This window comes from Streptomyces sp. NPDC060002 (assembly GCF_042737245.1).
In the GTDB taxonomy this organism is placed as follows: Bacteria; Actinomycetota; Actinomycetes; order Streptomycetales; family Streptomycetaceae; genus Streptomyces.
This window is the reverse complement of the sequence record NZ_JBHWUW010000012.1, coordinates 98,417-111,027: the sequence shown is the minus strand read 5'-3', so window position 1 is coordinate 111,027 and position 12,611 is coordinate 98,417. Positions and strand designations below refer to the sequence as shown.

Annotated in this window: 16 protein-coding genes and 2 pseudogenes; 4 read left to right on the top strand and 14 right to left on the bottom strand. The window is 68.9% G+C overall.

The window, feature by feature from the left end; genetic code table 11:
- Positions 1–44: 44 nt before the first annotated feature.
- Positions 45–530, bottom strand: a complete 486-nt coding sequence (locus tag ACFWBD_RS14210; protein ID WP_385666744.1) for an ATP-binding protein — start codon at positions 528–530, stop codon at positions 45–47.
- A 158-nt stretch (positions 531–688) separates the two neighbouring features.
- On the opposite strand from ACFWBD_RS14210, the gene ACFWBD_RS14205 reads away from it, so the two are divergent.
- On the top strand, positions 689–820 hold the full coding sequence (locus ACFWBD_RS14205) for a hypothetical protein (RefSeq protein WP_385666742.1): 132 nt from the start codon (positions 689–691) through the stop codon (positions 818–820).
- A 288-nt stretch (positions 821–1,108) separates the two neighbouring features.
- Here ACFWBD_RS14205 and ACFWBD_RS14200 read toward each other — a convergent pair whose 3' ends face one another.
- The 4 genes from ACFWBD_RS14200 to ACFWBD_RS14185 are packed head-to-tail and all read right to left on the bottom strand — an operon-like array spanning position 1,109 to position 4,159.
- Positions 1,109–1,681: an ATP-binding protein gene (locus tag ACFWBD_RS14200; RefSeq protein ID WP_385666740.1), complete on the bottom strand. Its 573-nt coding sequence runs from the start codon at positions 1,679–1,681 to the stop codon at positions 1,109–1,111.
- A gap of 44 nt (positions 1,682–1,725) precedes the next feature.
- On the bottom strand, positions 1,726–2,064 hold the full coding sequence (locus ACFWBD_RS14195; protein WP_385666738.1) for an STAS domain-containing protein: 339 nt from the start codon (positions 2,062–2,064) through the stop codon (positions 1,726–1,728).
- Complete coding sequence (locus ACFWBD_RS14190; protein ID WP_385666736.1) at positions 2,061–3,356, bottom strand: PP2C family protein-serine/threonine phosphatase; 1,296 nt, start codon at positions 3,354–3,356, stop codon at positions 2,061–2,063. Before ACFWBD_RS14190 ends, ACFWBD_RS14195 begins: the two co-directional genes overlap by 4 nt.
- Positions 3,356–4,159, bottom strand: coding sequence for an alpha/beta fold hydrolase (locus tag ACFWBD_RS14185; protein ID WP_385666735.1), 804 nt, complete (start codon positions 4,157–4,159; stop codon positions 3,356–3,358). Before ACFWBD_RS14185 ends, ACFWBD_RS14190 begins: the two co-directional genes overlap by 1 nt.
- A gap of 237 nt (positions 4,160–4,396) precedes the next feature.
- On the opposite strand from ACFWBD_RS14185, the gene ACFWBD_RS14180 reads away from it, so the two are divergent.
- Entirely contained in the window at positions 4,397–5,245 is an 849-nt protein-coding gene (locus ACFWBD_RS14180; RefSeq protein WP_385666733.1) for an RNA polymerase sigma factor SigF, read from the top strand.
- Here ACFWBD_RS14180 and ACFWBD_RS14175 read toward each other — a convergent pair.
- Both ACFWBD_RS14175 and ACFWBD_RS14170 read right to left on the bottom strand, forming a co-directional pair.
- Entirely contained in the window at positions 5,198–5,479 is a 282-nt protein-coding gene (locus ACFWBD_RS14175; protein WP_385666732.1) for a hypothetical protein, read from the bottom strand. The two genes, ACFWBD_RS14180 and ACFWBD_RS14175, sit on opposite strands and share 48 nt — an antisense overlap.
- A gap of 40 nt (positions 5,480–5,519) precedes the next feature.
- Positions 5,520–6,632, bottom strand: coding sequence for an alkene reductase (locus tag ACFWBD_RS14170; protein ID WP_385666730.1), 1,113 nt, complete (start codon positions 6,630–6,632; stop codon positions 5,520–5,522).
- 109 nt (positions 6,633–6,741) lie between these two features.
- Between ACFWBD_RS14170 and ACFWBD_RS14165 the strand changes: the two genes are divergently transcribed.
- On the top strand, positions 6,742–7,095 hold the full coding sequence (locus tag ACFWBD_RS14165) for an ArsR/SmtB family transcription factor (RefSeq protein ID WP_385666729.1): 354 nt from the start codon (positions 6,742–6,744) through the stop codon (positions 7,093–7,095).
- Positions 7,096–7,208: 113 nt separating this feature from the next.
- On the opposite strand, the gene ACFWBD_RS14160 is transcribed toward ACFWBD_RS14165, so the two are convergent.
- The 7 genes and pseudogenes from ACFWBD_RS14160 to ACFWBD_RS14130 form a co-directional block, all read right to left on the bottom strand.
- Positions 7,209–7,598 carry an MBL fold metallo-hydrolase gene (locus ACFWBD_RS14160; protein ID WP_385666727.1) on the bottom strand — a complete coding sequence of 130 codons (390 nt, stop codon included), beginning with the start codon at positions 7,596–7,598 and terminating at the stop codon, positions 7,209–7,211.
- A gap of 122 nt (positions 7,599–7,720) precedes the next feature.
- A pseudogene (locus ACFWBD_RS14155) lies at positions 7,721–7,930 on the bottom strand (carotenoid biosynthesis protein); the annotation flags it as partial.
- 354 nt (positions 7,931–8,284) lie between these two features.
- A complete protein-coding gene (locus ACFWBD_RS14150; RefSeq protein WP_385666726.1) occupies positions 8,285–8,614 on the bottom strand; it encodes a hypothetical protein in 330 nt (109 codons plus the stop codon).
- A gap of 50 nt (positions 8,615–8,664) precedes the next feature.
- Positions 8,665–8,916 (bottom strand): annotated as a pseudogene (locus tag ACFWBD_RS14145) (aldo/keto reductase); the annotation flags it as partial.
- A gap of 184 nt (positions 8,917–9,100) precedes the next feature.
- Positions 9,101–10,225 carry an NADH:flavin oxidoreductase/NADH oxidase gene (locus tag ACFWBD_RS14140; RefSeq protein ID WP_385666724.1) on the bottom strand — a complete coding sequence of 375 codons (1,125 nt, stop codon included), beginning with the start codon at positions 10,223–10,225 and terminating at the stop codon, positions 9,101–9,103.
- A gap of 335 nt (positions 10,226–10,560) precedes the next feature.
- Positions 10,561–11,214, bottom strand: coding sequence for an NAD(P)H-binding protein (locus ACFWBD_RS14135; protein WP_385666722.1), 654 nt, complete (start codon positions 11,212–11,214; stop codon positions 10,561–10,563).
- Between the two features lie 47 nt (positions 11,215–11,261).
- A complete protein-coding gene (locus ACFWBD_RS14130; protein ID WP_385666720.1) occupies positions 11,262–11,693 on the bottom strand; it encodes a VOC family protein in 432 nt (143 codons plus the stop codon).
- Between the two features lie 129 nt (positions 11,694–11,822).
- Here ACFWBD_RS14130 and ACFWBD_RS14125 point away from each other — a divergent pair, with 129 nt between their 5' ends.
- Positions 11,823–12,491: a GntR family transcriptional regulator gene (locus ACFWBD_RS14125; protein ID WP_385666718.1), complete on the top strand. Its 669-nt coding sequence runs from the start codon at positions 11,823–11,825 to the stop codon at positions 12,489–12,491.
- Positions 12,492–12,611 lie beyond the last annotated feature (120 nt).

Genomic DNA, 12,611 nt, shown 5'->3' with positions numbered 1-12,611 from the left:
GTGCAGATCCACGCCCGACCGGATCCGCCTGGGGTGACTGCTTGTCAGCGGCGGGCGGTGCCGCTGCTGGGTGTGTCGGTCAGGGCGATACGGGCCGTGATGCATTTGCCGACCGGCTGCTGCTCGACGAAGAGGGCTTCGGTGATGGCCTTGACGATCTCCAGTCCGTGCTGGCCGATCCGGCCGGGATCGGCGACCCGGGCCGCCGGCACCGTGGGGTCGCTGTCCCACACGACGACGTTCACGACGCGGGCGGTGATGCGCAGTTCCACCAGGACCGGGCCGGGGGCGTACTTGAGGGCGTTGGTGACCAGTTCACTGACCACCAGCTGGGTCAGGTCCCTCGTGCGGGCGGGCACCGACAGGGGGTAGTCGGCTTCGGCCTGGTCGAGGAAGGCGAGGGCGTGCCGACGGGCGTCTGCGATGCAGCCGTCGCCTCCGCTGAGGGCGTAGTCGGCGCGTATCAGGTACTCATCCGGCGCCGGACCGCCGTCATCGTCGTCATGGGATGCCTCTGGCGTCGCCCTCATTCACCGTTCACGAGCGCGCCACTACCCCCGATCCCGTCATCCATGTCAGAGGCATGTTATTCGGCGCGGTCACCTGCGTGCATGGGGTCCGGGCGGTGGGGCAGAATCGTCCGTGCACCCCGTATCCCGGGGCAGGCCCAAGCGCAGTCGAGGAGACGGTGAGCGACATCGAGCAAGCGGACCGGCCGGACCGGTTCTCCGCCGAACACCGCTTGGTCGGCGGCGTGCGCGTCGTCCAGTCCGGGGCAGGCGTACTGGAAACGTCGCCCCTGTATGGAGACCCGGAATGACGACCTCCCGCGCGCAGTGGCCCCTGCCCGCGGCGAAGAGCCCCGGAGGCTGACTGCCCCACCCCTGCTCACGCGCGTCTCCCTCGCGCGGGACTGGCCGATCAACGGTGTAACCAGACCGGAAGGCTGGCTGGAGTCGCTGAGGGAGTACAACGTCCCGAGTGCCACCGCCTCCTGGCCGTTATCGCGTTTCCGGTGATGTGGCGGCCACGCGGGTGGTGGTGCGCTTGTCGACCGCCGAGATCAGCGGCTGTCTTCGCTGCCAGCTACGACCGGTGACGGTGGTGTTCAGCCCGAAAGGGCCATTCCGCCGAGACTGACGGTGCTCTGGCTCGGTGTCAGGGACAGATGGGCGGTGATCCGTTTTCCCGTTTCGCGAAGTGCCACGACGACTCTGTCGCTGACCGTGTGCACCAGGTGCATCCCATGGCCGCCGATGCGGCGCGGGTCAGCCGTCCTCGCCGTCGGCTTCTCGGTGGAACTGTCCCACACGGTGATCGTCAACTCGTCGCTGGACAACTGCAAGGTCATCCCACAGGGGCCCGGAGCATGCAGAAGGGCGTTGGTGACCAGCTCACTGGCGGCGAGTTCGGCGTCGGCTGCCAGGGCAGTCGGCACTGCTGTGCGGCCGGTTCGCGGGGCGTGGCCGAGGAAGGCGCGCAGGGCCTGGCGGGCGTCTGCGGCGCGGGCCGCGCCATCCCCCCAGATCGCGCCGTAGCGCAACGGATCGCCCTCATCCTTACCCTGCTCATCTGCCGTCTGCTTCCTCAGCGGGATGACCATACGGTGCTCTTTCGTCGCATTCACGCTCTTCGGTGTTTTTGACTTCTCCGTTCTGTCGCGTACCCGGATGCCTGCCACACACACCGCTCCCGACACCGCCATCTGATGGCACGCTCTGTGGATCAGGGCTGGGTAGCGGCGTCGCTGTCGGGGTGGAGGGAGAAGATCTGGTCGAGGCCGACGATACGCAGCACGCGCAGGGTATGGGCAGGAACTGCGGCGAGGGCGATGTCGGCCTGGGCGGCGTGGGCGAGATTGCGGGCGGCGATCAGGGCGCTGATGCCGCTGGAGTCGCAGAATTCCAGGCCTGCCAAGTCCAGGACGAGGCGCTGTCCTGGCTGTAGAAGGATCGTCGTGAGCAGGTCCGGCAGTTCGGTGGCGTTGGTGTAGTCGAGTTCGCCGAGGATCTCCAGAACGGGACCGGTCATGGCGTCTCGGGTGGTGATCTTCAGCGGACTCATTCGGTGTCTTTCGTCCTCGGGTCGGGGGTGGATGTGGGGATGCCGAGGGCGAGCAGGGCGGTGTCGTCGTCGAGGCCGTCGCCGAACTCGTCCAGCAAGCCGGTCAGGGCCTGGATGAGGGCATGCGGGGGCTTGTCGGCGTGGCCGGCTGTGAAGTCCCGCAGGGCCTCGTCCCCGTACAAGGTGGTGCGGTCTTTGCCGGTGCGGGCCTCGGTGAGGCCGTCGGTGTAGAGAAGGAGGGTCTCGCCGGGGGCGAGGACGGCGGTGGCGGTGGCGAAGCGCGCGTCGGGCAGGGCGCCGACGAGGAAGCCGCCGGGGGTGGGCAGGAAGTCGGCTGTGCCGCCGGCCCGCAGTACGAGCGCCGGGGGGTGGCCGCCCGCAGCGAGTCGGACGGTGACCTGCCCGGTGACTGGATCGGGGTCGAGGGTGCCGAAGATGACGGTGCAGTAGCGCGGATCGCCGCTGCCTGCGTAACGCTCGTGGAGCACCCTGTTGAGCGTGGTCAGGGCGGCGACGGGGTCGGGGTCGTGCACAGCGGCGGCGCGCAGGGTGTAGCGGGTCAGAGAGGTCACGGCGGCGGCTTTGGGGCCCTTGCCGCACACATCCCCGAGGAAGAACGCGAAGCGCTTGTTGTCGACGGGGAAGAGGTCGTAGAAGTCGCCGCCGAGCCGGTCGGGGGAGGCTGTGCGGTAGTGGACGGCCGCCTCTACTCCGGGCACGTGGGGCAGGGTGGCGGGCAGCAGTGACTGCTGGAGCACCGCGAGGGCGTCCTGCAGCCGGGCGCGGTCGGTCTCGGCCTGTCTGCGTGCTTCGTCGGCGGCTTTCCGGGCTCGCAGGAGTTCCTGCTCGTAGGCGCGGCGGTCGCGGGCGTCGAAGACGGTGGTGCGGATGAGTAGCGGCTCGCCGGTACCGCCGTGCTTGACCACGGAGGAGACCAGTACCGGTATCCGGGCACCGCCGGCCTGTTTGATCTCCAGGGCGATGCCGCCGAGCTTGCCCTGCATGCGCAGCAGCGGCGCGAAGTGCGTCTCGTGGTACAGCTTGCCGCCCACGGTCAGCAGGTCGGTGAACCGCATCCGGCCCACCATCGCCTCCCGCTCCAGGCCGAGCCAGTCCAGCAGTGTGATGTTGATCTTCGCGATGGTGCCGTCCATGAGTGTGGACAGATACCCGCACGGCGCGTTCTCGTACAGTTCCTCGGCGCTGTCCTCCAGCAAGGCGGCGAACACCGCATTCGCTGTTTTCTCCTTGCTTGTGCCGTGCGGGTCGGGCTGCTGCCCGGTGCGGCACATCAGTGCAGGCCCGCCAGGAAGCCGGTGATTGCTTCGTTGGTGGCCTCGGGCGCGGACAGATGCGGGCAGTGCCCGGTCGCGTCGAGCGTAACCAGCTTCGAGCCGGGGATCGCCTGGTGGACGAAGGCGCCGACCTCGCGGGGGGCGATGACGTCCTGGGTGCATTCCAGCACCAGCGTCGGCACCCGCACGCTCTTCAGGTCGTCTCTGGAGTCCGACAGGAACGTGGTCCGGGCGAAGACGCGCGCCATGTCCGGGTCGGTGGCGCAGAAGCTGTTCGTCAGCTCCTCACCGAGCTCGGGCCGCTCCGCGTTCCCCATGATCACCGGAGCCATCGCCGCCGACCAGCCCAGATAGTTCGACTCCAGTGAGGCCAGCAGCTCGTCGATGTCCTCCGCGCTGAACCCGCCCCGATAGCCCTCGTCGTCGATGTAGCGAGGAGACGGAGCGACCATCACCAAGGCGCCGATGCGCTCCGGAGCCCTGTCGGCGGCCAGCACCCCGATCATCGCGCTGACCGAGTGGCCCACGAACACCGCGTCGCGCAGGTCCAGCGCCTCGCACACCTCCACCACGTCCCGGGCGTAGCCGCCGAGCGAGGCGTAACGGTCATCCGAGAAAGCGGACGGCTCAGCACGGCCCGAACCCACGTAGTCGAAGAGCACTACCCGGTAGTCCTCGACCAGAGCCGGCACCGTCAGCCGCCACATGTTCTGATCACAGCCGAACCCGTGAGCCAGCACCACCGTCGGCCCCTGCGGGTTACCGGTGACAGTGACGTTGTTCCTGCGATCGATATCCATAGCCGCAACTCTCTCAGGCTGCGCCCACCAGTCCTGCACAGCCCCTCAGCACCCCCCACCCTGCGCAGCTTCTTCACAAACCCACGCGGGGGCGCCGCAGACAGAACTCGAGGGAGCCTGCGCAGCGGTGCCGGCGCAGCACTCCTGGGCGATTCGCCCCCGCCGAAGAAGTAGGCATGAAGGTGGGGAGAAGGGGTAGACGCGACCGTGGCAGCAGGGGCGACAGGGGAGGGACACATGGTTACGGATACGGCAATGACGACGGCGGAGGCGCAGTGCGCTGAACTGCCGGAGGTCCCGGACCCCTCGAAAGTCGCTCCGAAGGACGCGCGTGAGCTCACCCGCCTGTTCTTCCAGCAGCTCACGGTGCTGGAAGAGGGCACGCCGGAGCACCAGTACGCGCGCAACACGCTGATCGAGATGAACATCTCCCTGGTCCGCTACGCGGCCTCCCGCTTCCGCAGCCGGGACCCGGAGGAGATGGAGGACATCGTCCAGGTCGGCGTGATCGGCCTGATCAAGGCCATCGACCGTTTCGAGCTCTCCCGCGAGGTGGAGTTCACCTCCTTCTCGATCCCCTACATAGTGGGCGAGATCAAGCGGTTCTTCCGGGACACCACCTGGGCCGTGCACGTTCCGCGCCGCCTTCAGGAGGCCCGCGTCCAGCTGGCGCGCGCCACCGAGGAACTGCACAGCCGCCTGGGCCGCACCCCGACCGTGGCGGAGCTGGCCCAGCTGATGAACCTGGAGGAGAAGGAGGTCATCGAGGCGCGGCTGGCCTCCAACGGCTACCGCTCCTCCTCCCTGGACGCCGCCATCAACAACAGCGAGGACGGCGAGTCGGCCCTGTCCGACTTCATCGGCCACGACGACAGCGCGCTGGAACTGGTGGAGGACTTCCACGTACTCGCCCCGATGATCGCCGACCTCGACGAGCGCTCGCGCAGGATCCTGCACTGGAGGTTCGTGGAGGAACTGACCCAGGCCCAGATCGGCGAACGGCTCGGCGTCTCCCAGATGCACGTCTCCCGCCTGCTGTCACGCACCCTGACCCAGCTCCGCGAGGGCATGCTCACCACCCACTGACACCGCCACCTCGCAACGCCCGCCTTGCGTGGCGTGGTGACCCGTGGCGTGGTGACCCCCTCCACCACGCCACCACCCTGCGCGCCGTCGGTCCCGATCGTCCAGCACACCCTCGGGATCGCCGACGCCGGCGACTTCGAGGACCAGCACCAGGTCGTCGTCGCGCAGGGTGGCGGTGTCGTGGTCGTTGTTCCACACGTAGGCGGCGTCGGTCCTCCCGCTGACCGTCGTCATGCGGGGTGGGCTGCGGTAGGGACAGGCGTGACCGTGGGCCTCAATCCGCCTGGAGGAAGGGGTAGTCGGTGTAGCCTTCCGCGCTCGGCGCGTAGAAGAGTTCCGGCCGCGGCTCGTTCTCGGGGTGCCCGTTCTGCCAGCGTTCGACCAGGTCGGGGTTGGCGATCAGGGCCCGGCCGACGACCACGGCGTCGGCGTGGTCGGCCTCGATCCGCTGCATCGCGTCCTCGCGAGTGGTCTGGCCCCCGAGGAAGCCGCTGTTGACGATCAGCTTGCCGTCGAAGCGCCGGCGCAGCTCCTGCACCAGTTCGCCGCCCGGCTCGCTGTGCAGCACGGAAAGGTAGGCCAGGCCCAGCGGGCGCAGTCGGTCCACGAGGGTGCCGTAGGTGGCGAGGACGTCGTCCCGGTCGGTCTCGAAGACGTCGCCGATGCTGATCTCCGGCGAGATCCGCAGCCCGACCCGCTCCGGACCGATGGCCTTGGCGACCTCCGTGACCACGTCGACGACGAAGCCAGCCCGGTTCTGCGGCGAGCCGCCGTACTCATCGGTGCGCTGGTTGGCCGCCGGGGAGAGGAACTGGTGGAGCAGGTAGCCGTTGGCGCCGTGGATTTCCACGCCGTCCGCTCCCGCCTCGACGGCCCTGCGGGCAGCGGTGACGAAGTTCTCCAGGGCTGTCCGGGCCTCTGCGGTGGTCATCGCTTCCGGCGTGGGGAAGGGCTGCTCGCCCTTCTCCGTGAACACCTTGCCGTCGATGGCGGTCGCACTGGGAGCCAGGACGCGCCGGCCACCGTTGATGTCGGGGTGTGCGGCGCGGCCGGCGTGCATGATCTGCATGACGATGCGGCCGCCCTGGGCGTGCACCGCCTCGGTCACCCGCTGCCAGCCGGCCGCCTGCTCCTCGGTGGCGATGCCCGGCTCGCCGACCCATCCCTGCGATGCGTGGTCGGGGTAGGTGCCCTCGGTGATGATCAGTCCGACGCTCGCCCGCTGCCGGTAGTACTCCACCATCAGGTCCCCGGGGATGCCGGAGGTACCGGCCCTGACCCGGGTCAGCGGCGCCATGACGATGCGGTTGGCGAGCTCGATCTTCCCAAGGGTGACAGGGGAGAAAAGCGACGGAGCAGGCGAAAGTTCTGAAGTGTTGACAGGCATGGGCGTCCTCTTGCAATGCGGTGGATAACGGGATGAAGGTCATTTCGCTTCTTCACTGTAGCCCATGTACGCGTGAACGCGAACATGATGTCGGGCGTACCCTTCCTTCATGGCCAGCCGCACGTCGTCCCCCCTTGTCCACCCCGCCGTGGAAGACTTCGACCTCTTCAAGATCATGAGCGCACTGACCGACGAGCTCCGGCTCACCATCGTCGTCACTCTTGCTGCCTCACCCGGTCTGGCCTGCAGTGGTTTCAACCGGGACGTCACCGCGTCCGTGCTCACCCGCCACTTTCGCGTCCTGCGCGAGGCCGGCGTCATCCGGCAGCGCGACGTCGGCACCCGCCGCATCAACACTTTGCGCAAGGAAGAACTGGACCAGCGCTTCCCCGGACTGATCGACCTCGTCCTCAAGGAGAGCGTCGGCCGCGTGGAGCCCTACACCGACTGCGACAGCGCCTGACGCTCCGGGGTGCCCCTCCTTGGACGCGACGAACCAAACCCGCCGCTGCGGCATGACGCACTCATTCGCCCTGGTCAGCCCTGGATCTGGGCGACGAACGGGACCGCCTCGCATCACGGCGTCCGCGGCAAGCAGTCTGCGCCGCTGTCGCGGGTGGCCCGTCCTTCACGGCGCCGTTCCTCACGCTGACGCCCCGCGTCGGTCAGAAACCTTGGAAACGCCAGATCAGGACGGGGTGTGTCGAGCTTGTGCCACGGCATCGGCGACGGCCCGTGGAACGGGTCTCCGTGACCTGGCAGCACCAGGTCCGCGCCAACGAGGTCAATGCCTCCAGCGACATTCACGCCTGCGCCGTGTCGTGCGTGACGCAGTCGCTCGGCCAGGCCGACATGATCGAGGTGGGCGTGGGTGAGGATGACGGCTCGCACGTCCCGCACGGACCGTCCGATGCCATCCAGTGCTGCGGCCGGCCGGCCGTGGTGCGCGGGCAGTCCCGCGTCCACCAGTGTGAGGTCGGCCCCCTCGGCAAGGACGTGAAGGCGGCGGCAAGTGCGGGGAGGGCGAAGGTCTTGATGGTCCCCGTGCGCCCGTTGCCCCGCCCCAGACGGGAGTCCGCGTTGTCGAGCAGGGCGGAGGACGTCGGCCAGGCCAGGTAGCCGAGGCCGAAGTGGATCGGTCCGATCTGTATCGGGACCTGCAGGAGCTGAGGGCTCCCGGTGTAGTGGTAGTCACCGAACGGGAACCCGGCGGAGATGCCGAGGTTCTCGAAGAAGTTGCTGACGACGAAGGTGACCACAAAGAAGGTCATTAACCGGCCCACGCCGTAGCGGCGCATCCCGTGGATGAACGCGAGCGGCCTGGGACACCGCGGCACTCAACGAGACGATGATGACCATCAACATCTTCGGTCTCATCGTCGTGGGACTCCTCGCCCTCGTGAAGATCGCCCGCAGAGACACCGCCCGCACCGCCCCCTGCGACACTCCCGTACGCGACCGGCAGCCGGGCCGTTACGACGGTGCCGACCGGAGCCGCAAAACTCGGCGCAGTCAGGTGTCCAGCTCGCGGCCGGCGTCGATCACGTCGAAGGGCCCCCTGGGCACAACGTCGACTACGTCCCGGGGAAACCGGGCGAGGTCGGGCTGCCCATCCGGAGCGCGTCCGTCGGTGGCAACACCCGTGCCCCCTATCAGTGGTGCCGGGAGTGCGAGGTGAGGGCGTCGAGGTTGATGGTTCCGCACTGCAGTTCCGCGTCGTGGGGTGCGTCGAATCCGGCATTGGCGAGGTTCCCGGCTGCCATGCGTTCGGGCCGCACCGACTTCGGGATCGCGACGATCTCGCGCTGGACGAGCCGGCGAAGGGCGATCTGCGCGACGGACTTGTCGTGGGCGCGGGCGATGTCGCCGAGCACGGGGTTGTCGAAGAAGCCCTGACCGCCTTCGGCGAGCGGTCCCCAGGACTCGTGCTGGACGCCGTACTCACGCATCAGCTTCTGTTCGCCCGCCCGCTGGAAGAACACGTGCGTCTCGATCTGGTTGACGGCGGGGACGATCTCGTGGTGGGTGATGAGGGGTTGTGGAACTTGGTGGCCGACACCACGTTGTCCCTGCGGCCCTTGACCGCCCGTCCGACGATCGCCTCGGACTCGCCGTGCGAGTAGACGTCGGCGGTGTCGATGAAGTTGATGCCGGCGTCCAGCGCGCTGTGGATGATCCGGCTGGACTCGTCGGAGGGCGAGTTGCCCCACGGGCCGAACATCATCGTGCCCAGGCACATCTTGCCGACCGACAGGCCGGTGCGGCCCAGCAGACGGTGCCCCATGCTGGTCACTGCGGCATCCAGATCCAGACCGACGGCCGCCGCTTCGCCAAGATCCGCGGCGACACGGAGCATGTCCGCCTGACGCTGGAAGCGGGGTGACGGATGCGGACGTGTGCACGGCCCACCGAGTGCGCGACAGCGCGCTTAGGGCGGGCAGTCATCGACGCGTTCGCGCAGGGCCCGGTCACGGGGTTCGCGGCCGGCTTGGTGCGCGCTTGACGACGTAGGCGTACTGGTCCGGCCAGCGGGGCTCGACACCGAGCTCGAGAGCGGCGTGCTGCGCCCAGTAGGGGTCGCGCAGCAGTTCGCGGCCGAGCAGGACGGCGTCGGCCTGCCCGGAGGTGACGATCTCCTCGGCCTGGTGCGGGTCGGTGATGATGCCGACCGCGCCGGTGGGGATGCCGGTGGCCTGGCGGGCCTGGGCGGCAAAGGGCACCTGATAGCCGGGCCCGGCGACGATCTTGGCGTCGCGGACCATGCCGCCGGTGGACACATCGAGCAGGTCGACCCCGTGGGCCGTCAGTTCCTTGGCCAGGCGGACGGTGTCCTCACCGGTCCAGCCCTCGCGGCTGTCCTCGGGGTTCTCGGTCAGCCAGTCGGTGGCCGAGGTGCGGAAGAAGACCGGCAGGTCCTCGGGCCACACCGCGCGGACCGCGTCGACGACCTCCAGGGCGAAACGGATCCGGTTCTCGAAGCCGCCGCCGTAGGCGTCGGTGCGGTGGTTGGAGGCCGGGGAGAGGAAGGAGTTGATCAGATAGCCGTGGGCGCCGTGCACCTCGGCCACCTGGAATCCGGCCGCCAGGGCACGCAGGGCGGAGTCGGCGAAGTCGCGTACCAGCTGCTGGATCTCGTCCACGGTCAGCTCGTGCGGGACGGCCAGTCCGTCGTACGCGATCGCGCTGGGCGCCACGGGCTGCCAGCCACCCTCGGTCCCGGGTACGTACCGGTCGGACAGCCAGGGCTTGTCCACCGATGCCTTGCGCCCGGCGTGCGCGAGCTGGATGGCGGGGACGGCACCGTGGGCCTTGATGGCGTCGGTGATGCGGGCGAAGGCCTCCTGCTGGCGGTCGTTCCACAGGCCGAGGTCCCAGGGGCTGATGCGCCCGTCGGGCCGTACGCCGGTGGCCTCGGCCATGACCAGGCCCGCGCCGCCGACGGCACGCGAGGCCAGGTGGGCGAGGTGGAAGTTGGTCGGCGCGCCGGTCTCGGGGCCGGCGGGGGCGGCGGAGTACGTGCACATCGGGGACATCCAGACCCGGTTGGGTATCTGGAGGGAGCGCAGCTTGAGGGGGGTGAACAGAGTGCTCACAGTGGTTCTCTTTCATCGGGGGGCATCGCCGGGCGGGGCAACGCCGGTGATAGGGGGGAATCGAAGTAGGACGTGGACGTTCAGCGCTCGGCGTGGGCCTCCACTGCGTCGGCGATCGGGGTGTCGCCGCTGATGACCTCGACGGTGTGGCCGTCGAGACGGGGCTCGTCGAGCGGTGCCAGCAGGACAGCTGCGACATCGGCCCGCGAGATCGGCCCCGGTCCCGTTCGCCCGGCGAGCGTGGCCCGGCCGGTGCCTGGCTCGTCGCCGAGCAGGCCGGGGCGGTCGATTGTCGTCTTGAGCGCGGTCCGGGATTGGTGTGAGCGGCGGGGTGGTCAGGGGGCCGCGAGCTGCGCGACGGCGTCGGCGACGGGGGTGTCGCCGGAGGTGAGTTCGACGATCACGCGGCTCAGGCGCGGCTCGTGAAGGGCCGCGTCGATGAACGCGGCGACGTCGTCACGGTGCACGTCGCCGTACTCGATGGCGGGCCCGGCGGTGACGCGGCCACTGCCCGGGGTGTCCAGGAGGGTTCCGGGGCGGACGATCAGCCAGTCGAGATCCGTGCGCGCCAGATACACGTCGGCGGTCTTCTTGACCTTGGCGTAGTGCTCGAAACCCTCGCCGGCCTGTCCGTCGCGCAGCGCGTCCGGGAACACCGAGACCAGGACGAACCGAGGTACCCCGGCGGCGGCAGCCGCGTCGGCGGCCTTCTCCAGGCCCTTGCCGTCGATCAGCGTCGTCTTGTCCATGCCGGTGCCGTGTGCACCGGCCGAGAAGACCACGGCGTCATGGCCCTGCATCATCTGCGCGAGGTCGTCGGCCGAGTCGCCGATGAGGTCACCGATCAGCGGAGTCCCCCCGGCTTTTCGCACTGTCTCGCCCTGAGCGGGTCCGCGATGCATCCCGGTCACTGAGTCGCCGCGGGCGGCGAGGAGTTGAGTGAGGCGGTGGCCGACTCCTCCGGCGGCGCCGATCTGGAACACCTTCATGGTCTGGTCCTGTCTCTCAGGTGGGGAAGGGGCGCGGTGTTCGCCGGTCAGGCGGCGAACACCTGCGAGTCGTCGGCGAACGCCTTGAACTCCAGGGCGTTGCCCGCCGGGTCGAGCAGGAACATCGTCCACTGCTCGCCCTTCTGGCCCGCGAAGCGCACGTAGGGCTCGATGACGAAGTCGATGCCTGCCGTTCGAAGCCGCTCGGCGAGTCCCTGGAAGGCGGGGATCGTCAGGATCAGCCCGAAGTGCGGCACCGGGACGTCGTGGCCGTCGACCGGGTTGTGTACGCGCTGGGTGCGCTCCGGTGCGAGGTGGGTGACGAACTGGTGGCCGTGCAGATTCCAGTCCACCCAGGTGTCCGCGCTGCGGCCCTGCTCCAAGCCCAGGACGTCGCCATAGAAGCGGCGTGCTGCGGCCAGGTCGTGGACCGGCACGGCCAGGTGGAACCGCGGGACCGGAGAGTCGAAAACGGTCATGACACTGCCTTCCTGCCGGTGAACGGTGCGGGCCCGGAGCAAGCCCTCCACCTGTTGTCCTAATGTTGACATTGCGACAACAGGTGAATGTTAACATTAAGGCATTGATCGAGGAGGGGTAAACCGGACATGAATGATCAGGGCAAGGTGTCACCGGCTCGCCGTCGAGGCCTGGCCGACGAGGTCGCGGACCGCATCCGCGAGGCCATCTTCAGCGGGGCCTACGCTCCCGGTGAGCAGCTGCGCGAGGTGGAGCTGTCCGGTGAGATGGACGTCAGCCGAGGACCGGTGCGCGAAGCGCTGAAGCTGCTGGAGCGCGAGGGACTGGTGCACTGCGCCTGGCACCGGGGTACGACGGTGACAACGCTGTCCGCCGAGGACGTGACCGATCTCGACAGCCTGCGCGGAGCGCTGGAGGACCTCGCCGTCCGGCAGGTGATCGCCCGAGCCTCGGACGAGGACCTGACGTCTGTCGCGAAGACGGCCGACATGATGGAACGGGCCGTGGACGCGCACGAGATGGTGCGCCTGGACATCGCCTTCCACGACGCGGTGTTCGCCGCCGCAGGACATCAGCGCCTCGCCGACGCCTGGGACGGCATCCGGTGCCAGGTCCACCTGTTCCTGCTGACCCGGATCGGCCGCAGCACCAAGGGTTACCTCGACTGCATCCCGCGCGAGCATCGCGAACTCGTTGCCTCGCTGCGCGCCCGGGACACGGACACCGCTCTCGCCCTCTTCGCCGCCCACCGCCGCCACGCCGTCGACGTCCTCGCCACCACAGCCGACGCGAGCTGAACGCCGTGCCGCCCCCGCTGGAATCGGGCGCGGCGCACACCCGGCCGGCTGGGCTGACCGGTCGGCATGAGGGTGACCTGCTGCAGGCACCGTGTTCACAGCGAGATGGCCGCGATCACC